The sequence below is a fragment of the Bradyrhizobium sp. USDA 4506 genome (assembly GCF_054058795.1).
In genome coordinates this window covers 7,495,237-7,515,367 of sequence record NZ_JBSSBM010000002.1, presented here as the reverse complement: position 1 = coordinate 7,515,367, position 20,131 = coordinate 7,495,237, and the positions used below count along the sequence as shown (strand labels likewise).

Genomic DNA, 20,131 nt, shown 5'->3' with positions numbered 1-20,131 from the left:
GGCAAGTGTTTGGCCTCGTGGTTCGAGACGCGCCGCAAGCGGCGCTCCTCACCATGAGGGTCTACTATTGTGCCGCAAAACAAGACCTCATCCTGAGGGCCCGCCGAAGGCGGGCGTCTCGAAGGATGGCCACGAGGGCACCGCCACGAAATGCGATAGCCCTGCGCTTGCGGGAGAGGGAGCGCAATTGCTGCGCCTCGCCCTCAGCTCCTCGGCACCGGCTGCCGGCGCGCCGGGCGGGTCATGGCCTCGAGCTCGAGCAGCTGGTTGAGCTGCGCCTCGGTCAGAAGCTTTTCCTCCAGCACGATGTCGGCGACCGAGCGGTTCTCCTTGAGCGCACGGCGCGCCACGCGCGATGAAGCTTCGTAACCGAGCGACGGCGCCAGCGCCGTGATCAGGCCGATCGAGCCCTGCACCAGGCTGCGGCAACGCTCGCGATCGGCCTCGATGCCGTCGACACAACGCTTGGTCAGCGTATCGACCGCCGCCGTCAGCATGCGCAGCGAGCTCAAGACGCAATAGCCGATGGTCGGCTCGAACGCGTTGAGCTGCAACTGGCCGCCTTCGGCGCACATCGTGACCGTGAGGTCGTGCCCGATCACCAGGAAAGCCACCTGGTTGACCACCTCGGGAATGACGGGATTGACCTTGCCGGGCATGATCGACGAGCCGGCCTGCACCGCTGGCAGGCGGATTTCGCCAATGCCGGTGCGCGGCCCCGACGACAGCAGCCGCAGGTCGTTGCAGATCTTGGACAGCTTGACCGCAACGCGCTTGAGCACGCCGGAGAACAGCACGAAGGCGCCGAGATCGGACGTCGCCTCGATCAGGTTGGAGGCAAGCACCATCGGCTGGCCGGACAGCCGCGACAATTCCTCGACCGCGAGCGCCGCATAGCGCGGATCGGCATTGATGCCGGTGCCGATCGCGGTGGCGCCGAGATTGACCTCGCGGAACAGCGCGGAAATCTCGTTCAGGCGCGCAACGTCCTCCTTCACGGTCACGTGGAAGGCATCGAATTCCTGGCCGAGCGTCATCGGCACCGCATCCTGAAGCTGGGTCCGCCCCATCTTCAACACGTCGGCGAACTCCACCGCCTTGCCTTTGAGCGAGTAGGCGAGATCGTCCAGCGCGCGCACCAGCGGCTGGGTGGCGAAGATCACCGCGAGCCGCAGCGCGGTCGGATAGGCGTCGTTGGTCGACTGCGCCATGTTGACGTCGTCGTTCGGATGCAGCGCGTGATAGTCACCCGGCTTGCGCCCCATCAGCCGCAGCGCGACGTTGGCGATCACCTCATTGGCGTTCATGTTGGTCGACGTGCCGGCGCCGCCCTGGATCGCGTCGACGACGAAGGATTCGGCATAGACCTTTTCGGTCGCAATCTGGGTGCAGGCCGCTTCGATCGCATCCGCCTTCTCCGGTGCGAGATAGCCGAGCCGCTTGTTGGCGCGCGCGGCAGCCTGCTTCACCAGCGCCAGCGCGCGGACGAATTCCGGGAAGTGCCCGACCGGCACGCCGGTGATCGGAAAGTTCATCACCGCGCGCTTGGTGTGAATGCCCCACAGCGCATTGGCCGGGACGTCGTCCTCGCCGAGCAGATCGTGCTCGGTGCGGGACTGCGCCTGCTCGATCGGCACGGTGCGGACGGTCGCGACCGCGAGCTGGCTGGGGCCGCTGCCGCTCTCGCCGGAGGGGGACGCGGCAGCTGCAGCGTTGGCGGTCTCAACCTTCGATTCGGCCATCGGTACCTCCGTTACCTCTCGCAGATCTTGTCGTCAGCGACGCCGGCGATGATGCGCTCGGCGGGCGTCGAAAGCCAATGCCTATCGGCAGAGTCTTGCACACCGGTGAGCGGCAAGACGCGGAAAACCGGCATTGGCGCGCGCCGAACCGTGAGATTAAGGACTTTGCCTTATCCGTCATGATAACAACAACTTATAGCTCGATATCGCGGCTCGCTTCGCGACCGATGCGGCTGCTTTCTCCGCCCCGTCGTCGCGTGCTAGACGAGCATCGACTGGCGCAAGGGCGCCGCCGACACTGAACGAACCAAGGACCAAAGCCGTGTCCAACAATAACGAAGCGATCACCATCAAATTCCGCTGCCCCGCGGAGCTCGAGGGCAAGATTCCGCCGCCGATGCCTGCGTCGTTGGGGCTTCCCGGATGGCTCAAGGCGATGCCGACGCAGGCCTTCAATACGATGAGCAATCGCGAAGAGGATACCGTCAAGCGCTGCCCGCCATTCGTCGATGCGATGACATCGGGTTTCCTTTTGCCGCTGATCTGCGATCTCAAGGTCGAGAATGGCGCGATCACCTGGGACAACGACCTTCCCGCCGGCGGCGCGCTCGAATTCCCGCGCTCGCCGGTCGGCTTCCACGACGAAAGCCAGGTAGTCGGCTCGCCGCTGTTCGAGCCCGACCGCTTCGTCATCAAGTTCGTCAATCTGTGGACCATCGAGGCGCCGCCCGGCTACTCGCTGTTCTTCACGCATCCGGTCAACCGGTTCGACCTGCCGTTCACCACGCTGACCGGCATGGTCGATTGCGATCTGTTTCACGACAGCTGGGTTCATTTCCCGGCACGCTGGCATGACACCAGTTTCAACGGCGTATTGCCCAAGGGCACGCCGGTTGCGCAGTGCTTCCCGGTGAAGCGCGAAAACTGGGTCGCGCAGACCGCCGCGATGACGCCGGATGAAACATCGCGCGCCCAGGAACTGACCAACAGGATGGCCCGCGAGTCCGGACTCTATCGGCGGCAGTTTCGGACGTAGAGCGGGCGCGCGAAGCTCCGCTGCGGCCTCCTCCGTCATTGCGAACTACCCGATGGGAGGCTCGGCATCCACCGCCGTCGTCCTGGCGAAAGCCAGGACCCTTAGCCACCGTCTTCGGTGATGAGCGGGATCGCGGCCCGGTAGCGCTCAACAATTGAGATTTGGGGTAATGGGTCCTGGCTTTCGCCAGGACGACACCGACTATGGGGCGCGATCCTGAGCCAGTTCGGTGTCTTCACCCGGATGCGGGCGATCCAGCATTCCAGAGGCGCTTGTGCTTGAGCGCAGAGGCCGCGGCTTATCCCTGCCGCTCTAGATTCTAGTTTTGACGCGTTAGCGCTAGCCGGTGTCCGCTTCGCTCGAAAACGCCCTAGCTCAGAAATTCCGCAAAGGCGCTGCGACGGAAGAAGAAGCGGCCGTGCGATGACATGATCAGCGCGGCGGTCGTGCGGCCGATCATTTGCGGCCGGCCGCGCAACGCGAGACGCAGATTGGCCTCGCCGGCCGCGCGGTCGCCCATTTCCAGAAGACTGGCGGAGAAGCTGAGACGCGTCAGCGGGTCGTCGGGGCGCTGCGCCACCACCTGGCGGTAGAGATCCGCCGCGGCAGCATATTCGCCATCGAGCAGCAGCACACGCGCGAGCGCGGCCAGAACATCGGGATGTCCCGGCGCCGCATTGCGCAGCTTCTCCAGAATCTCGCGCGCCCGGCCACGCTCATTGCGTTGGGGCAGCAGCTGCGCCAGCAGGAGCTGAAACTCGAGGCTCCCCGGCGCGAGAACGAGCGCGCTCTCAATGACGGCAACCGCCTCGTCGATGCGGCCGGCCGAGTGCAATTGTCCTGCCAGGGCCTGGAATGCGGGCAGGTACGGCGGCCGCCGCGCGGTGGTTCGCCGCAGCACATCGATCGCCTCGCTGCCGCGACCGGCGCCGCCAAGCGCTGCGCCGAGCAGAGTCTCGAGGCCGGGATCCTCGACCCGGCGCACGGCTCGCTCGAGCGGTGCGATCGCCTCCTCGTTGCGGTTCTGGATCATCAGCGCCCGTGCCAGGATCGAGGCCGCGCCGACATCGGTCCGGTTTGCCTTCAAGACCTCCGCCGCCAGCCGCTCGGCTTCGACGACCTGTCCCATCTGCAATGCGACCACGGCGCGTTGCAGGACCGGGGATGGGCTGGGCCCGCGATTGGAAGGAGGCGGCGGTTTCGGCATGCGGTCCGTCGTGAGATGGTTATTGTCAGGCGTTATCACTGCCGCCGACGGAGCGTCCAGCGAAAGTCGCATCCGGACACCGAGATACCGTCCGGTTCCAGCCTCCGCCGACCGATTTGACACATCCCTGCGGCTGTCAGGCGACAGGGGACCCCACCCTCTCCGTGCAATTTTTCGACTGCTTAACCTATTCAATCTAGCTTGGGTTGCCATCACAGGGCCCGGCTTGATGCTCGCAACAACGCTCGAAACAATTCAGTCGACGGACTCGAAGCGCGCCAACTACACACGCGGAATCCTCGTGATGCTGGTCGCCGCCCTCCTGTTCAAGGTTGTGTGGTTCTCCCAGCTGGGGCTGGGGCACGGCCGCGAACTGGTCGACTTCGCCGCCTTCTACATTACCGCAAAGCTGGTGTGGCTCGGCGACCTCGACCAGGCCTATCAATTCGCGAAGCTCGCCATCATCGAGAAGCAGGCGTCGGGCGGGCACGACGGCTTCATGCCATGGACCTATCCGCCGCAATTCAACCTGCTGCTGGCTCCGTTCGCGCTGGTCCCGTTCGGAATGGCCTATCTGTTGTTCATGGCCTCGACGCTGGCTGTTTACCTCGCGGTGCTGCGGCGTCTTGCCGGAAACCGGTTCGTGCTCGTGCTGATCGTTTTCTTTCCGACGATCGGGGTCACGCTGGCATGCGGTCAGAACAGCTTCCTTACCGCCGCACTGATCGGACTGGTGTGCCTGTACTTCGAAGAGCGGCCGATGCTCGCAGGCGTGGCCCTTGGTCTCATGATCATCAAGCCGCATTTCGCCGTTGCCTTCGCACTCTATGCCATCCTGCGGCGCTCGTGGATCGTCGTGATGACGGCCGGCGCCGTCGTGCTGATCAGTTCGGCGATCTGCACTGTGCTGTTCGGCATGCAGATCTGGACCGTGATGCTGCAGAGCGTGCATGATTCGTCGGTATTCCTGCGGGAAGCCTATTATCCGCTGTATCGAATGGTCTCGGCCTATGCCGCGCTGCGAACCACGGGGTTCTCCGCATCGGCAGCGTTTATCGGCCAGGGCATCGTCGCCGTCCTTGCGCTCGGCATCGTGCTGGTTGCGGTCTACCGCAAGATGCCGGTGCGCGAGAGCCTCGGCCTGACCGCGGTCGTATCGGTCTGCATCAGCCCCTATGCGTATGATTACGACTTCCTGATCTTCAGTGTCGGAATGGCGCTGCTGTTGCCGACGCTTCAGGCCAAGGCCCGCGAGTGGGAACGTGCGATCATCTATGCCGCACCGATACCGATCGGAGCCTTCGGCTACATGCACACGGTCCATAACAACACGCCCCGCACGGACGTCCATTGGGTCGACGTGCTTTCGATCGGAGGCTTCGGGATCGCCGCGCTGATCACGCTGATCGTCGCAATCCTGCTGCTGCGCGAGTCAAGCAGCGGCTCTCCCGTTCCGGCGCAGGGGCCTCTTGCGAGGATTTGAGCACCCGGCGCGACACGCCCCGCGATCACGCAGCGCTCACGGCGACACCATTTCGAGACGATCGCGCGCCGGCAGGGTCGACGCGAAGGCCTTCAGGGCGCCGGCGACGAGTTGTGGCTCCGCGGCCGGCGTGACGTAGAAGCTTACGTCACCGCGCGCGCCGGTCACCGGAATCGTGTGCAGGATCGCGACCTTGCTCCAGCTCGCCGGCACGCCCTGCGCAAACCAGCTGTCGTAGATCATGGCGACGCCGACATGATGCTCGTCGGCGAGCGCGGCCATTTCGGCCGGGCCGTAGCGGCCGGCGCGCTTCGCCTTGCGCACGCGCTCCGAACCGAGCCCCCACAGATCCAGCACGAAGTTCGGATTTCCCCAGGCAACGAGCCCAAGATCGTTCACGGCAATCGGCCGCCGGTAGAGCTGCTGGGCGAAGCGCCCCAACTGATAATGCTGCTCGTAGACGCCGCGCGAGGCAAACGGCGTCTCCAGAGCGGCGCTGACATAGCCCACGCTGGCAAAACCGGCGAGCCCGACGCTGGCGAGCGTCGCGGCGGTCCATTGCGGGACGCTCAAGACCGCTCGCGCGCGTGCAACCGCGTAGAGCAGCGCCAGCACCGCAAGCGCAACGATGTAAACCTCATACCGGTAGAACCAGCCATATTGGCCAAAGCCGAGATGCGCAGCGATCGCGGCGAGCACCGTCGCACAGACGATCAGGGCGCCGCGGTCGGAGCGGAGCAGCGCCATCACGGCGGCGAGCGCAAGACCGAGCAGCATCAGCCTGAAGCCGGCGGGATCAGCGAAGCTGTCGCCGAGATTGCGGAGGATGGAGGCGATGACGCCGGTCCCTTCATAGCCGGATTCGGCGATGCGCGATTTGAGCAATACCGAACTCGGCAAAGGCGGGAGACCGAGCGAGGCCATTCGCGCGAAATACGCGGCGAACGCGCAGAGCGTGACGGCAGCGGCCGCGGCGGCAAAACGGCGCTGGCCGAGCAGAGCAAACCCCATCATCGCCGCGATGGCAAACGCGATTCCCTCGAAGCGAACTAGCGGCAGCAGCACCAGCGCCGCGAAGTGCATGACGGTCGGCGACCGTCCGCGCGCGGCTTCGGTCAGGCCGCCGAAAGTCGCGACCGTGGCCCAAACGTGAAGACTGTGCTCCATGCCGGTCATCGGCAGGGCGATCGCGCTTGACGAAAAAATGGCGAGCAACGCGACGAAAAACAGCAGCGACTTCTCCCGGCCGGGGCCAAGCAGTTCAGCCGATTCAAGAATGCGCAGGAAAGCCACGACGGTCGCTGCCGCTGCCGCGGCATTGATCAGGAGTGGACCGAATGCGCCAAGATGCAGCGTCTCGGTCACGGCCAGCAGATAGGGCCAGATGATCGACGAGCTTGGCGACGAGACCTCGGACGCATTGACGCCGTAGCCGCCGGACAGGATGTGATCGGCGACGGCGAGGTGGATGTAGGGATCGTCGAGGGTGAAGATCAGCCTGCCGTCGCAGAGCATGACGCTGAAGATCAGCGTCACCGCGAACAGCACGAGCCACAGCGATGCCGTCACGAGCGGGACGCTCGCCCGGATCGCGCTGGATCGCGGGAACGACGCGTGGTTGGCGGCGACGCCGGGCATCAGATACGCATCCGTTTGAAGATCGTCTCCGGCAGCGCGCAGATGATCGCCATCACCAGCCGGAAGCGGCGCGCCACATAGATCACGTCACGCGGCCTCGTCACATCGGCCCGGAAGATATCCTCCGCGACCCGATCCGGCTGCACCGTCAGGGGAGCCGGCAGCTTCATATGCGCCGTCATCCTGGTCCGCACGAATCCCGGCTTGACGGTGACGACACGAACCTTGCCCGCAAGCGCCAGGCGGTTGCGCAAGCCGGACAGGAATTGCGAGAAGCCGGCCTTGGCCGCGCCGTAGTAATAGTTCGAGGCCCGCCCGCGATCGCCGGCGACCGAGCTCACACCGACGATGGTGCCCGAGCCGCGCGTCGCGAAGGCTTGCGCGAACAGTTCGAGCAGCAGCGCGGGCGCCTCGAAATTGGTGCGCATGATCTTCGTCGCTAGCTCGGGATCGGTCTCGGCACGCTGCTGATCGCCGAGCTCCCCGACAACGCATACGACGGTGTCGGGAGGTGGCGAAAGACCGGCGACGAAGCGGGCAAGCTGCCCGGTCTGCAGCACGTCGAGCGCGACAACCGAGGTGTCGGTACCGCTTCGCGTCTTGATGTCGTCCGCATTGCGCTGTGCCACCCCGATATCGCGGGCGGCGAGCATCACGCGCCATCCCTCCCTCGCATAGCGCAGCGCGGTCGCGTGCCCGATGTCCGAGCTGCCGCCAATCACCAGAATCGATTTTGTGCCGGTCATCAAATTCCAAGCCGTGCTGAAAGATGGGACACGAGGCGACTGTTCGCCCCGATCTGCTGGCGGATGTCACGCAAGGCCGCAAGGCCGGGATATCCGGATTCGAATGTCGCGCGGGACTGCCGCGCGTCCTTGGCGAGATAGAGCCGGCCGCCGGCATCGACCACCAGCGCGTCGAGCTGGTCAAGAAACCCGAACAGCGCGTCGGTGACGGGAAAATCCATCGTCAGCGTGTAGCCGCGGAGCGGAAACGACATCGGCCCGCTGCCTTCGCCAAGTTGCTTGAGCACCGCAAGAAACGACGCATCGCCGCGCCGCGACACACGATCGAGAATTTCGGCGAGAACGCGGCGCGCGCGGCCAGCCGGGATCACGCATTGATATTGCACGAAGCCGCGCCGGCCGTAGATCCTGTTCCAGTCCGCGATCGCATCGAGCGGAAAGAAATACGGGTCCCAATGGACCAGCCGCGGCTTGCCCGGATGCGCGGCGCCGCGGCGGAAGTACAGCTCGTTGAACACCCGCATCGATGCGCGATTGAGCAGCCATCCCGGAAATTGCTCCGGGACCGCGAGCCGCGACGCGCGAAGCCTGGGAAACGTCTCGAGGCCGGGCCCCAGCATATCCTTGTCGCGCCGCGTGGCGTGCTCGGCCAGATAGACCAGCGACCGGCCAAGCGCCGCGCCGCGCGCGAGGCAGTCGATCCAGGCCACCGAATAGGTGGTCGATGCGCTGCTTTCCAGCTGATCGATCGCCTCGTCGAGATTGCCGGCGACGCGGGTGTCCTGACGCAGCCAGGCGGTCTCGATCGGCAGCAGTTGCAGCGTCGCGTCGAGGATCATGCCCGTCAGCCCCATGCCTCCCAGTGTCGCCGCGAACAGCGCGGCGTTTTCCGATCGCGAGCAGGTGACGATCTCGCCGCCAGGCAGCGCGAGGCGGAACGAATCGACGATGTTGCCGAAGCCGCCATCGCGATGATGGTTCTTGCCGTGAACGTCGGCCGCGATCGCGCCGCCGACCGTCACGAATTTCGTGCCGGGCACGACCTTAAGGAAGAAGCCGCGCGGCTCGAAAACGGCAAGGATGTCGGCGATGGTCACGCCGGATTCGACCGTCAATCGCGCGGTTGCGGCATCAAAGCTCCGCATCCGGTTCAGGCCGCGCGACGAAATCGTGGATTGCGTTCCGATCGCGGCATCGCCGTAGGCCCGCCCGGCCCCGCGCGCGACGACGCCGGACCGCGCAAGCAGGTGGTCCCGCGCGCCTGCGGGCGTCTGCGGCGCCAGCAGTTCGGACGACGCCCTGGGATAGTTGCCCCAGCCGGACAGGCCAATGCCGCCCGGACTGGAGGTCGACATCACAGCTCCTGGTAACGCAGCCGCCGGCATCGCTAGATGGCGGCGAGCATGATGGCGCCGATCGCGCCGAGCGCGACCCAGCTGACGCGATCCCTCAGCGCAAAGATGACCGGATCGTCGTCGATCAATCCGCGCTGCGCGAATAACATCACGCGGCCGATCCAGTACATCAAGATCGGACAACCGACCCAGAGCAGTTGCGGATGGCTGTAAAGCGCGCGCACCGTATCGGACGAGATGTAGAGCGTGAAGATCACGACGGCGTTGAAGCCTGACGCGGCGGCGAGGATCGCGATCATCGATTTGTCTTCGACCTGGTAGCCGCGCGCCGCCAGCACGGCGCCGTCCGGCTGGCCGGCGAGCTCGATATAGCGCTTCACCAGCGCCAGCGACATGAAGATGAACAGCGAGAAAGCGAGCAGCCATTCCGACATCGGCACGCCGATCGCGACGGCGCCGCCGATCACGCGGACGGTGTAAAGCGTGGCGAGCACGACGACGTCGACGGTCGCGATGCGCTTGAGCCAGAACGAATAGGAGGTGGTCAGCGCGAAATAGCCGAGCAGGACGCCGCCGAACTCGATCGATATCGACAAGGCGATCGCAAATGCGGCGACCAGCGCCAGGGCCATCGCGCCGACGGCCCGCGATGCCAGGATGGCGCCGCTTGCGATCGGGCGGTTGCGCTTGGTCGGATGCGCGCGGTCGGCCTCGACGTCGAGAAGGTCGTTCAGGATGTAGGCGCCCGACGCGCAGAGCGAAAATGCGATCACCGCAAACAGCGACGTCGCCGCCGATCCCAATGCGAATTTGTGTGCGGTCAGCAGCGGCACCAGCACGAGAGCGTTCTTCGCGTATTGATGCACCCTGAACAGCTTCAGCCAGCTGCGCATATTGACGCGCATACTGACCAGCGCGGGCGCGGACGGCTCGGATCGAGCGGGGCGCGCGATGCGCGATGCGGAATCGGGCAACGCGACCGCCGCGCTGCCGATATAGTCAAAGCCCTGCCGAAGCACGGGCGGCAGCTCTTCGCGCTGCGGTGCGGCGGCCCAGGCGGTGAAGACGCCGAGATGTTGGGCGACCGCGCTGACGAACGGCTCGGGATAGGTTTCCGAGCAAAGGTAGACCGGGCGGCCTTCGCCCAGCACCTGCAGCAGGAACCTCACCGCGTCGTGGTCGAATTGCGCCCGGGACGGATCGAACCCCGATGGATCTGCACCATGCGCTGATCGCGGCTGCGACCCGAAGGAAGCGGTGATCGCCGCGGCGAAAGCGCGAAGGCGGCGGATCAGATCGGATGCGATATCGGCCGGGACGGAGCTCCCCCGCACCATGACCTCGTCGACATCGACGACGAGCGGCCGGGCCTTCGAACGCAACGGATCGCGAAGGGCATCGCCGCCCCCCTGCTCAACCCGTTCTGGAACGCTAGCTCGCATACGCGCGGTCTTCCGGTGCCCCCTCCCCATTGTCCCGGGCTTTCCCTAATTTGGGGTGAACTTGATCTCGGGTGAACTTGGGGGGAGCAAACGCCGGGCAAATGGCGCCGAAATGCGTGTTGAAAAGCCTCGCCGGCAGCGCGCGGCGAGCGAAAAATGGCGATCCCGGGAAGACTCGAACTTCCGACCTACGGTTTAGGAAACCGTCGCTCTATCCGGCTGAGCTACGGGACCGCACCGCCCGCAGCGAAGGCATGCGGGCGTCGCCATCCCATAGCAGAGCTGCCGGGTGATCGCCAGCCCGCGCCACAACGGACGCGCGCGAAGTTGCGCGGCGTTTGGCGCGTCGCGTTACGCCACCTGCCGGGCCGGATTCGAGGCGGCATCCGCGCTGGCCCGACGCGCCGGGAGAAACTCGATGGCTTCATCCTTCAGCGAGCCGAAGCGCAGCGTCACGATATCGAGTGCATAATTCTGGTAGAGCCGCCACGGCCGGCGCGAGCCCTGCTTGGGGAACCTGGCGGCGGCGCGCTGGATATAGCCCGATGAGAAATCCACCCAGGGCAGTTCGGCGACATCAGGATCGTTCCGCCGCGGCGTGACCTGCGCGTAACCATGCGCCTTCATGTGGTTGAGCATGCGGCAGACATATTCGCAGGTCAGGTCACATTTCAGCGTCCAGGACGCGTTGGTGTAGCCGAAGGCGGCGGCGAGGTTCGGCACGCCGCTATACATCAGCCCCTTGTAGTTCATGGTCTTCGACAGATCGACGCGCGCGCCGTCGACATTGATCTCGAGTCCGCCGAGCACCTGCAGATCGAGGCCGGTCGCGGTCACCACGATGTCGGCGTCGAGCACATTGCCGCTCTTGAGCTTGATGCCGCCGGGCGTGAAGGTCTCGATCTGATCGGTGACGACGGACGATCCACCGTTGCGCAGCGATTGGAAGAGATCGCCGTTCGGCACCAGGCAAAGCCGCTGGTCCCACGGATTGTAGCGCGGCGTGAAATGGGTTGCGACATCGTAGTCGGGGCCGAGCGCGTGGCGCACGCCGCCGAGGATCAGCTTCTTCACGCGCTCCGGATCGCGCTTGCAGAGCCGGTAGAAATACATGCCGAACAGCACGTTCTTCCAGCGGGTGAGGCCGTAGGCGAGTTTCGCGGGCAGCCGCGCGCGCAGCCAGTTGGCGACCTTGTCCTCATCCGGACGCGCCACGACATAGGTCGGCGAACGCTGCAGCATCGTGACATGGGCGGCGGTCTTGGCCATCTCCGGCACCAGCGTCACCGCGGTCGCGCCGCTGCCGATCACCACCACCTTCTTGGCGGCATAGTCGATGTCGTCGGTCCATTTCTGCGGATGGACGACGCGGCCGGCGAAATCGGCGATGCCGGGGAAGTCGGGCGTGTAGCCGTGTTCATATTTGTAGTAGCCGCTGCACATGAACAGGAAGCTGCAGGTGAAGCGCTCGATCGTCTTCTCCGGCCCGCGCTCGACCTCGACCGTCCATTGCGAGTCCGCCGACGACCAGTCGGCGCGCACGACGCGATGGTTGAAGCGGATGTTCTTGTCGATGCCGTAGGCGCGCGCGGTCTCGCGCACATAGTTCAGGATCGACGGGCCATCCGCGATCGCCTTCGGCTCGGTCCACGGCCGGAACGAATAGCCAAGCGTGTACATGTCGGAGTCGGAGCGGATGCCGGGATAGCGGAAAAGGTCCCAGGTGCCGCCGATGCAGTCGCGGCCTTCAAGAATGGCGTAGCTGCGGTCCGGGCAGTTGGCCTGCAAATGGTAGCCGGCGCCGATGCCCGACAGTCCCGCGCCCACGATCAACACGTCGAAATGAACGGACACGCCCTGACCCTCCCGTGGCAGTACTGACAATACATATTGTCAGATAACTTGACATCTGACAATGCCCCGTGTCAATACACTTTCATGGCAAGCAGCCGGAAAGCCCGCCTTTATGGCGGTATGGACGCCGAGGAACGCCGCGCCGAGCGGCGGCTCAAGCTGATCGACGCGGCGATCGAGGTCTATGGCGAGGTCGGCTATCGCGGCGCCACCGTGAAGGCGATCTGCGAGGCGGCCGAGCTGACCGAGCGCTATTTCTACGAGTCCTTTGCGAACAGCGAGGCTCTGCTGATCGCCGCTTACGGCCATGTCGTCGGCCACCTGCACGAGGAAATGACCGCGGCCGCTGCAGCCGCAGGCGACGATGCCGAGATGAGGCTGCGCGCGGCGCTGGCGCTCTATTTCACGCGGCTGAAGCAGCACCCGAAGCCCGCCCGGGTCTTTCTGCTGGAAATTTCAGGCATCAGTCCGGCGGTCGATGCCGTCAAGCTCGACGCCTTGCGCGTCTTCAGCGACATCCTGGTGCCGCCGGCGCTCGACCCGAAGCGCAGCGGCAAGGGCGCGGCCGCCTCGCTGCTCTCGGTCGGCATGGTGGGCGCCGTCATCTCGATCGCGCTGCGCTGGGTGTCGAAGCAATATCCGCAGGCCGTGGAGGAGGTCGTCGCGATCGCCGCCAGCTTCTGCCGCGTGGCGCTGACCGAGGCCGGCCACCGTGAGGATGGTCACTTATCGTAGCGGCCGGATCGCACCGGCCAGCGGGACCCGCCGATTTTCGATCATGTTTCGCCAGCGCTTGCGGACCCGGCCCCTAGCCTGTCGCTGATTTAACTTGCATATCGGGCCCCTGGGTTTTCTTATGCCCGGTACCGGGCGCAACGAGGTGCAGCCTGTTTCGCCTGACAAAACAACGCTGTTTGCATCGGCGGAGCTGAATTTTGGTCGATCTGCACAGGCTTGACGATGTGACCGCGCGCCTCGGCGATGTGGTTCTCGATCCCTCGACCTGGCCGTCCTTTATGGACGAGGTCTGCGCCGCCGTCGGCGCGACCGGCGCTGCGATGCTTCAGAGCGATATCCGCACTGAAGACATTCCGCGCACGGACTCGATCACCGAGTATTTCACCAAGACCTACTTCCCGCACAATCTTCACCTCACCGACATCCGCGCGGCCCGCGGCGTGCCGCTGATGCATGCTGGCGTCGATGTCATCACCGATGCGGATCTGTTCGAATCCGAAACCGAGATGCTGCGCGATCCGCTCTACGCCACGCTCGGCGAGTTCGGACTGAAATGGTTCGCGGCGATCGGCTTCCACTCCGGCCCGGCGTTGTGGGCACTGACGATCCAGCGTTCGCCCAGGGAAGGCTTGTTCGACGCCGACGAGATCAAGGCGCTGCAAAGGGTGTCGGCGCCGCTCACGGAAGCCGCGACGCTCTCCGCCGTCGTCGGCCGCTCCGCACTCTCGGGCATCACCGGCGCGCTCGATCTGATCCAGGTCGCTGCGATTGCCGTCGGCCGCTTCGGTACCATCATCGGCATGAACAGCCAGGCGGAACGCTGCCTCGGCTACGACCTTGCGATCCGCAACAATCGCCTCACCCTGCTCGACCGACAGGCCAATGCCGATCTGACCAGGCTGATCGATCAGTTGGCCCACAGCTCGGACCTGCACCCATTGCCGTCGTCGCCGATCGTGGTGCGCAGGATCGACAAGCGGCCGATCGTGATCCAGATCCAACCGGTGCCTCCGGCGGCGCGCTCGCCGTTCCTCGGGGCGCGCGCGATCCTGTTGATCCGCGATCTCGAAGGCAGCGCCGCGTTCGATCAGGCGCTGCTGGCGGCGACGTTCGAGCTGACGCCGGCGCAGGCACGCCTCGCCGCGCGGCTTGCGCGCGGCGATTCGGTCGAAGCGGCCGCGCAGGCGGCCGGCGTTGCCCTTGCCACCGCGCGCAATCAGCTCAAGACGATCTTCCAGAAGACCGGCACCCACCGGCAGGCGGAACTGGTTGCGTTGCTGCACAGGGTGAAGTGAACGATTAAAGGCGAATTGTTCTGATCTCCGGCCCGGCCCGTTCCGATGAGATTCTTCAATTATTCCAATCGCGAAGGCTGTGTTCCATCAGCCGCGGCAACATTCCACAGGTCAGGAAAATCGTCGGGTTCCCGGGTGACAAGTGTCACTAAAATGGCGACAATCTGCTCACTCTGTGTCGTTCGGGTTTGGTCTCAATGTCCGTGATGCCGTCACGATCATCGACGTTGGCTGTTGCCGCTTTCGCCGTCGCTTGCGTGCTGGCGCCGATGAGCGCGCACGCGCAATGGTGGCGCGGTGGACCGAAGGACTTCGAGGACTGCGCCGACCTCGCCGAGAAGGCGAAGACCAGGGAAGACAAAACCGCGCAACTCGCCGATTGCAACGCCAAGTTCGCCGGCCGTCGCAAGCCTGGCGGTGGCTACACCTATTACGACTTCATGCAGGACCGCAGCTTCGACATCGCGGGTCCCAATCCGACGCCGGACGAGCAGAAGAAGATCGACCAGGAATATACCGGCTATCTCGAGCAACAGCGCCGCTCGCGTATCGTCGCGGCGTTCAATGCGAAACAGCTCGAGCGGCAGGAGACACAGCCGGTGCGTCCGCCGCAGGTCCAGCAGGCGTCGTTGCACAATGAGCCGGTGCGCAGTGAGACTGCGAAGGTCCCCGTCCCTGCTGCAAGGCCGGTCAAGCCGCGGGGCGCTGCCGTCCCCATTCCCGAGCCGCGGCCGCGAGCAAGCAACTGCGTGAAGGGTACGTTCTCCTGCGAATGGCCGCGGCTTTCCGAGGGATTGGACGGCCTGAAGAAGCTGTTCACGCCGACACCGCCGCCACCGACCAAGGTTGCGAAGCGAAACTGACGGTTCGCTTAGTCATTCCGGGGCTCGCGCAAGCGAGAACCCGGAATCTCTCTGCCGTCGAGATTCCGGGTTCGTCGCTTCGCTCCGCCCCGGAATGACACCGCAGGCTCAATCGGTAATCACCATCGCCCAGAACCTGCGGTACGGCGACTTCGGATTGTCGACGAAGGCGACGCCGACGCGCTTGGCGCCCGGCATCAGCAGGTTCTCGCGATGGCCCGGCGAATTCTCCCACTGCTTCAGCATCTCGGCGAAGGCGATGAAGCCGGCGCCGATATTCTCGGCGGCGCGCTGCTTCTTGAGCGGCGCGATGCGCGTGAAGAAGCTGCCGCCCGCGGAGTGGCTGACGGATCCGGTCGCCGACATCGCCTGCGCCTGCTTCAGCGCCATCGCGTTCAGCTTCGCGTCGAGCTTCACCGCGGGCGTGCGGTTGGCGCGCCGGTAGGCGCTGATCGAGCCGGCATAGTCGGCGGCGCCTGCGGCCGTGGCGAAGCCAAACACGAAGGTAAGCGCGAGGAACAGCAGCTTCATCTGAGGTCGTCTCTGTGATGGATCAGTGCGCGCGGGTGCGCTTGTGGTGCCGGGGTGCGACCGATTTGTGCGCAGGCGTGGCCGCTCGGCTCGCTGCTGCGGCCGCCGCGCGTTGCTCCTGCAAGCGCGCATCATAGCCAGGCGACGGTGTCACGGTCGGCGGCGCCGCGCGGACCGGGCCGGCCGCGAGCGCAACAAGCGTGAACAGCATGATGCTGGACCGTTTCATGATGTCATCTCCTCTGTTGTTCGATCGACGTGGCGGACGATCATCGGCGTTCATGGTCGCCGCCATCGCGGATCTGTTCGGGCGTTAGCCCCGGCGAGCCCTTGCCGTCCGCCTCCGCCTTCCGGATCAGCGCGATGACGCGGCGCGACAATGGTGCCTCGAGCCCGCGGCGATCCGCGATCGCGGTAATCACGCCCTGCAAATAGTCGACCTCAGTGCGGCGGCCGCGCTGCAGATCCTCCCACATCGAGGAGCGCGCCTCGGGATCGATCTTCATGGTGCGGCCGAGCAGCATGTCGAACAGCGCATCGGGCAGCCGCAGCAAAGGCGGCATCCAGTTCGACGGCAGCGGCGTCGGCGACACCGGCGCAATGCCTTCGGCGCGCACCGCGGCCAGGCCCTCGGCCATCTGATCGGCAAGCAGTCGTCGCCAGCCGCGCTGCGCGAGCTGTTGCCGCAGCGGAATATTGGACAGCGCATTGAGCGCATTGTTGAGATTGACGATCAGCTTGCCCCACTGCACGCCGTCGATATCGCCGGTGGGCTTGATCGCAAGGCCCGGCACCGACAGCCGCGCCGCGGTGCCCGCGTCATCCTGCGCGATGACGATGTCGCCGGAGGTCGAGCGATGGAAGCGGCCGTCGCCGAGCGCGACCACGTTGAACGGCACCATGCCGCCGAGCACCCTGCGGCCCGGCAGACGGTCGCGCAGCAGCGGCACATTGCCGACGCCATTCTGCAGGCTGATCACCGCGGCATCGCCAGGCGCGTGGCGCGCGATCGCATCGGCCATCGCAGCGGTATCGGCGCTCTTCACCGTCACCAGCACGGTCTGAACGTCGGACAAGATCGACGGATCGTCGGACACAATGAGCCGGTCCGCGGATACCGTCCGCTCGGAGCCGTCAAAGCTGCTGACCCGCAAGCCGTTGCCTGCGATCTCCTGGATCAGCCGCGGCCGCGCCAGCAGCACGACACGGCACCCCGCAGCCGCGAGCGTGCCGCCGACGAAGCAGCCGATGCTTCCCGCGCCCGCAATGCCAATCGGCCGGTCCTGGTTCATCTGGCCAAACGTCCATTCATCATTGGCTCGATAGCAGACCTTGGGTTGCCTGCCTATTTCGACGCACCGCGGTCCGGGTGGCCCGCCTTGTAACCGTCATGGGCGGAAGCTATGTTTCCCGCTCGGGGCACGGTTGCGGCAGGAGACGATCATGGGTTTACTCGACGTACTCAACGGCATGCAGAACGGCCCGCGCGGTCCGAGCGCGCCAAGCACCTCATCCGACAGTTCGAGCGGCGGCGGAATGTCGCCGATGACGATGGCTATCCTCGCGCTGCTCGCCTGGAAGGCGGTCAAGCATTTCTCCGGCGGCCAGGCGGACGCGAGCGCCCCTGAGCCGAAGCCGGCGCAGGCGCCGCCGCTTCCTCCCGGCAACGTCACCGCAGGCCTGCCCGGCGGCGCAGGCGGTGGCGGGCTCAGCGATCTGCTCAAGGGCGGCCTCGGCGGCCTGCTCGCCGGCGGCGCAGCCGGCACCGTGCTCAGCGGCGGCCTCGGCGATCTGCTCAACCAGCTGCAGCAGAAGGGCCATGGCGACGCGGCCAATTCCTGGGTCAGCAACGGTCCCAACAAGCAGATCGCGCCCGGCGATCTCGCCAACGCGCTCGGCGCCGACCAGATCAACTCGCTGGCATCGCAGAGCGGCTTGTCGCGCGACGAACTGCTGCAGGGCCTCAGCCAGTATCTGCCCGACGCGATCAATCATCTGACGCCGGACGGCCGGCTGCCGAGCGGCGACGAGTTGCACCGCAGGCTCTGACGGTAGCGTTGATTCCATCTGAGGAGGACGACAGTCATGGGCGGCATCATCTGGGTCATCATCGTCGGCTTTGTCGCGGGGATCATCGCGCGGTTCCTGTCGCCGGGGCCGAACAATCCAAGCGGCTTCATTCTCACCACCGTGCTCGGCATCGCCGGCGCGTTTCTTGCGACCTTCATCGGCCAGGCGATCGGCCATTACGGTCCCGAACAAGGTGCCGGCTTCATCACCGCCACGATCGGCGCTCTGGTGGTGCTGTTCATCTGGAATCGGCTGGTCGCGGCGCGCGTGATCCCGGATATCGGAAACAGGTGACGCCGTAGGCGTCATCCAAAACGGTCATTCCGGGGCTCGCGAAGCGAGAACCCGGAATCTCGAGATTCCGGGTTCGATGCTGACGCATCGCCCCGGAATGACCGAATAACCGCAAAGCCTGTCTCAAAATGCAAATGCCCGGGCCTCGCCCGGGCATTTTCGTTTCGGCAAACCGCTCCGCAGCCGTGTCACTGAATCAGATGCATGCCGGCGTCCATGCGGACGAACTCACCGGTCATGTTGCTCGACACCGGGCTCGCCAGGAAGCAGACCAGGTTGGCGATGTCCTCGGCCGTTGAGGCGACCTTCAGCGGCACGCGCGCGATCACGGTATCGCGCACCTGTTTCGCCTGCGCCTCCCCGCGTCCCTTGGTGAACCAGGGCGTATCGATATAACCCGGACACACCGTGTTGACGCGGATCAACGGCGCCAGCGCGCGCGCCAGCGACTGCGTCATGGTGTTGAGCGCGCCCTTGCTCGCGGCATAGGCGACCGACGAACCACCGCCGGAAATGCCTGCAACCGAGGAGACGTTGACCACAGCCGACGGACGGCTAGATGCCTTCGCGCCGGCTTCGAGCAGCGCGCGCGCGGCACGAACCATCTGGAACGGGCCTATGGTGTTGACGGCATAGATGCGCTGGAAATCTTCCGCGGTCAGGCCGTCGAGATCGTGATGCGGCACGTGCTTGGTGGTGCCCGCATTGTTGACGAGCACGTCGAGGCGGCCCCAGCCCTGCGCGGCGGCTGCGATCTTCTTGCAGTCCTCATCGCGCGAGACGTCGCCCTGCACCACCAGCACCTCGGCGCCCTGCTTGCGGCAGACTTCCGCGGTCGCCTCGGCTTCCGCCTTGCTGTTGGAATAGTTGATAATGAGGCGCGCGCCCTGCGTGGCGAGGATTTGCGCGGTGGCGGCGCCGAGTCCCGATGCCGATCCCGTCACGATCGCGCACAAACCATCCTTGGACATCTGCATTTTCCTTGTTGTTGTGAGCCAGATGAACTCCGGCGGCGGCACACCATATCGCGTGGAACGACATCTGCAAGCCGCGCCCAAATCCTCACGTATAGGCGTTCAGCCCCTTTTGCAGGCTGGCCCACTGCGCCTCGTCATGGCCGCAGATGATCTTGACGCCGGACGCCTCGAGCCTGGCGATCTCGTCGAGCGACTTCAGGAACTGGTCGACGTCAAGGCTGTTCCTCGGCGAGGTCCGCTGGTCGAGATTGGCGCGCACACTGAGCGCGTCGGAGGCGAGCAGGAATTCGCCGCTGTTGTCGAGCTTGACCAGCGCGCCGGTCGTTCCCTTCGAGTGTCCGGGCAGCGGGACCAGCGTCAGCTTGCCGTCGCCGAACACGTCCATCTGCTCATCGAAGATCTCCATCTTCAGCGGATGATCCCAATCCGCCTTGAGGTATCCGCGATCGAACGCGTTATCGGCATTCGCGGCCTCGATCTCGAGCGCGTGGACGAAGATCGTCGCCTTCTTGAAGAAGGCGTTGCAGCCGCAATGGTCGGTGTGCAGGTGGGAGCAGATCACCACGTCGATATCGTCGGCGCCGAGGCCAACGGCCTTCAGGCTCGTCAGCACATGATCATCCGCCGGCATGATCGGGCGCATGTATTTGGCGAGCGTGCCGAGCCGCCCTTCAGGATCGGTCGCGACATCGGGATGGCATCCGGTGTCGAACAGCACATTGCCCTGCGCATGCCGCAACAGCACGCAGGCGACCGGAAGCTCAATCATCTCGCCGCGCGCCGCATCGGGCAGATAGGTCCGCTTCGACATCTGGAGACGGCCGCCCGACAACATATGCATCTTCATCTCGTTACCTCCG

19 protein-coding genes and 1 tRNA gene are annotated in these 20,131 nt (G+C 65.2%); 7 read left to right on the top strand and 13 right to left on the bottom strand.

What is annotated here, in order from left to right; translation table 11 throughout:
* Nucleotides 1–203: 203 nt before the first annotated feature.
* Nucleotides 204–1,742 (bottom strand): aspartate ammonia-lyase, encoded by a 1,539-nt coding sequence (locus tag ACVIHF_RS37425; protein ID WP_456793478.1) that lies wholly within the window; start codon nt 1,740–1,742, stop codon nt 204–206.
* Nucleotides 1,743–2,064: 322 nt separating this feature from the next.
* Between ACVIHF_RS37425 and ACVIHF_RS37420 the strand changes: the two genes are divergently transcribed.
* Nucleotides 2,065–2,778: a hypothetical protein gene (locus ACVIHF_RS37420; protein WP_028336241.1), complete on the top strand. Its 714-nt coding sequence runs from the start codon at nt 2,065–2,067 to the stop codon at nt 2,776–2,778.
* A gap of 370 nt (nt 2,779–3,148) precedes the next feature.
* Here the strand turns inward: ACVIHF_RS37420 and ACVIHF_RS37415 are convergent, their stop codons facing one another.
* On the bottom strand, nt 3,149–3,922 hold the full coding sequence (locus ACVIHF_RS37415; RefSeq protein WP_321176816.1) for a tetratricopeptide repeat protein: 774 nt from the start codon (nt 3,920–3,922) through the stop codon (nt 3,149–3,151).
* 292 nt (nt 3,923–4,214) lie between these two features.
* Here ACVIHF_RS37415 and ACVIHF_RS37410 point away from each other — a divergent pair, with 292 nt between their 5' ends.
* A complete protein-coding gene (locus ACVIHF_RS37410) occupies nt 4,215–5,468 on the top strand; it encodes a glycosyltransferase family 87 protein (protein ID WP_456793477.1) in 1,254 nt (417 codons plus the stop codon).
* Between the two features lie 36 nt (nt 5,469–5,504).
* On the opposite strand, the gene ACVIHF_RS37405 is transcribed toward ACVIHF_RS37410, so the two are convergent.
* The 6 genes from ACVIHF_RS37405 to ACVIHF_RS37380 form a co-directional block, all read right to left on the bottom strand.
* Nucleotides 5,505–7,106, bottom strand: a complete 1,602-nt coding sequence (locus ACVIHF_RS37405) for a hypothetical protein (RefSeq protein ID WP_456793476.1) — start codon at nt 7,104–7,106, stop codon at nt 5,505–5,507.
* Nucleotides 7,106–7,852: an SDR family oxidoreductase gene (locus ACVIHF_RS37400; protein ID WP_456793475.1), complete on the bottom strand. Its 747-nt coding sequence runs from the start codon at nt 7,850–7,852 to the stop codon at nt 7,106–7,108. The genes ACVIHF_RS37405 and ACVIHF_RS37400 overlap by 1 nt, the downstream gene beginning before the upstream one ends.
* Nucleotides 7,852–9,207, bottom strand: coding sequence for an FAD-binding protein (locus tag ACVIHF_RS37395; protein ID WP_456793474.1), 1,356 nt, complete (start codon nt 9,205–9,207; stop codon nt 7,852–7,854). The genes ACVIHF_RS37400 and ACVIHF_RS37395 overlap by 1 nt, the downstream gene beginning before the upstream one ends.
* 32 nt (nt 9,208–9,239) lie before the next feature.
* The gene (locus ACVIHF_RS37390) at nt 9,240–10,589 is read right to left on the bottom strand and encodes a UbiA family prenyltransferase (protein WP_456793473.1); all 1,350 of its coding nucleotides are present in this window, start codon (nt 10,587–10,589) and stop codon (nt 9,240–9,242) included.
* Between the two features lie 217 nt (nt 10,590–10,806).
* A tRNA-Arg gene (locus ACVIHF_RS37385) sits at nt 10,807–10,883 on the bottom strand.
* A gap of 117 nt (nt 10,884–11,000) precedes the next feature.
* Nucleotides 11,001–12,503 (bottom strand): flavin-containing monooxygenase, encoded by a 1,503-nt coding sequence (locus ACVIHF_RS37380; RefSeq protein WP_456793472.1) that lies wholly within the window; start codon nt 12,501–12,503, stop codon nt 11,001–11,003.
* 84 nt (nt 12,504–12,587) lie between these two features.
* Here ACVIHF_RS37380 and ACVIHF_RS37375 point away from each other — a divergent pair, with 84 nt between their 5' ends.
* The 3 genes from ACVIHF_RS37375 to ACVIHF_RS37365 all read left to right on the top strand — a co-directional run bounded on the left by ACVIHF_RS37375 (nt 12,588) and on the right by ACVIHF_RS37365 (nt 15,399).
* Complete coding sequence (locus ACVIHF_RS37375) at nt 12,588–13,238, top strand: TetR/AcrR family transcriptional regulator (RefSeq protein WP_456793471.1); 651 nt, start codon at nt 12,588–12,590, stop codon at nt 13,236–13,238.
* Between the two features lie 200 nt (nt 13,239–13,438).
* Nucleotides 13,439–14,536 (top strand): helix-turn-helix transcriptional regulator, encoded by a 1,098-nt coding sequence (locus ACVIHF_RS37370; RefSeq protein WP_057020156.1) that lies wholly within the window; start codon nt 13,439–13,441, stop codon nt 14,534–14,536.
* A gap of 197 nt (nt 14,537–14,733) precedes the next feature.
* Complete coding sequence (locus tag ACVIHF_RS37365) at nt 14,734–15,399, top strand: hypothetical protein (protein ID WP_057020157.1); 666 nt, start codon at nt 14,734–14,736, stop codon at nt 15,397–15,399.
* Nucleotides 15,400–15,507: 108 nt separating this feature from the next.
* On the opposite strand, the gene ACVIHF_RS37360 is transcribed toward ACVIHF_RS37365, so the two are convergent.
* From ACVIHF_RS37360 to ACVIHF_RS37350, 3 genes are read right to left on the bottom strand one after another with little or no spacing between them, the layout of a single operon-like run.
* Nucleotides 15,508–15,930 carry a CAP domain-containing protein gene (locus ACVIHF_RS37360; RefSeq protein ID WP_456793470.1) on the bottom strand — a complete coding sequence of 141 codons (423 nt, stop codon included), beginning with the start codon at nt 15,928–15,930 and terminating at the stop codon, nt 15,508–15,510.
* A 22-nt stretch (nt 15,931–15,952) separates the two neighbouring features.
* The gene (locus tag ACVIHF_RS37355; protein WP_456793469.1) at nt 15,953–16,159 is read right to left on the bottom strand and encodes a hypothetical protein; all 207 of its coding nucleotides are present in this window, start codon (nt 16,157–16,159) and stop codon (nt 15,953–15,955) included.
* A 40-nt stretch (nt 16,160–16,199) separates the two neighbouring features.
* Nucleotides 16,200–17,222: a 2-dehydropantoate 2-reductase gene (locus ACVIHF_RS37350; RefSeq protein ID WP_253606144.1), complete on the bottom strand. Its 1,023-nt coding sequence runs from the start codon at nt 17,220–17,222 to the stop codon at nt 16,200–16,202.
* Between the two features lie 151 nt (nt 17,223–17,373).
* Here ACVIHF_RS37350 and ACVIHF_RS37345 point away from each other — a divergent pair, with 151 nt between their 5' ends.
* Nucleotides 17,374–17,979, top strand: coding sequence for a YidB family protein (locus tag ACVIHF_RS37345; RefSeq protein ID WP_168858718.1), 606 nt, complete (start codon nt 17,374–17,376; stop codon nt 17,977–17,979).
* Between the two features lie 36 nt (nt 17,980–18,015).
* Nucleotides 18,016–18,294, top strand: a complete 279-nt coding sequence (locus ACVIHF_RS37340; protein WP_024582682.1) for a GlsB/YeaQ/YmgE family stress response membrane protein — start codon at nt 18,016–18,018, stop codon at nt 18,292–18,294.
* 188 nt (nt 18,295–18,482) lie between these two features.
* Here ACVIHF_RS37340 and ACVIHF_RS37335 read toward each other — a convergent pair whose 3' ends face one another.
* Both ACVIHF_RS37335 and ACVIHF_RS37330 read right to left on the bottom strand, forming a co-directional pair.
* Nucleotides 18,483–19,265: an SDR family NAD(P)-dependent oxidoreductase gene (locus ACVIHF_RS37335; RefSeq protein WP_253606142.1), complete on the bottom strand. Its 783-nt coding sequence runs from the start codon at nt 19,263–19,265 to the stop codon at nt 18,483–18,485.
* Nucleotides 19,266–19,356: 91 nt separating this feature from the next.
* The gene (locus ACVIHF_RS37330) at nt 19,357–20,118 is read right to left on the bottom strand and encodes an N-acyl homoserine lactonase family protein (RefSeq protein ID WP_456793468.1); all 762 of its coding nucleotides are present in this window, start codon (nt 20,116–20,118) and stop codon (nt 19,357–19,359) included.
* Nucleotides 20,119–20,131: the final 13 nt, after the last annotated feature.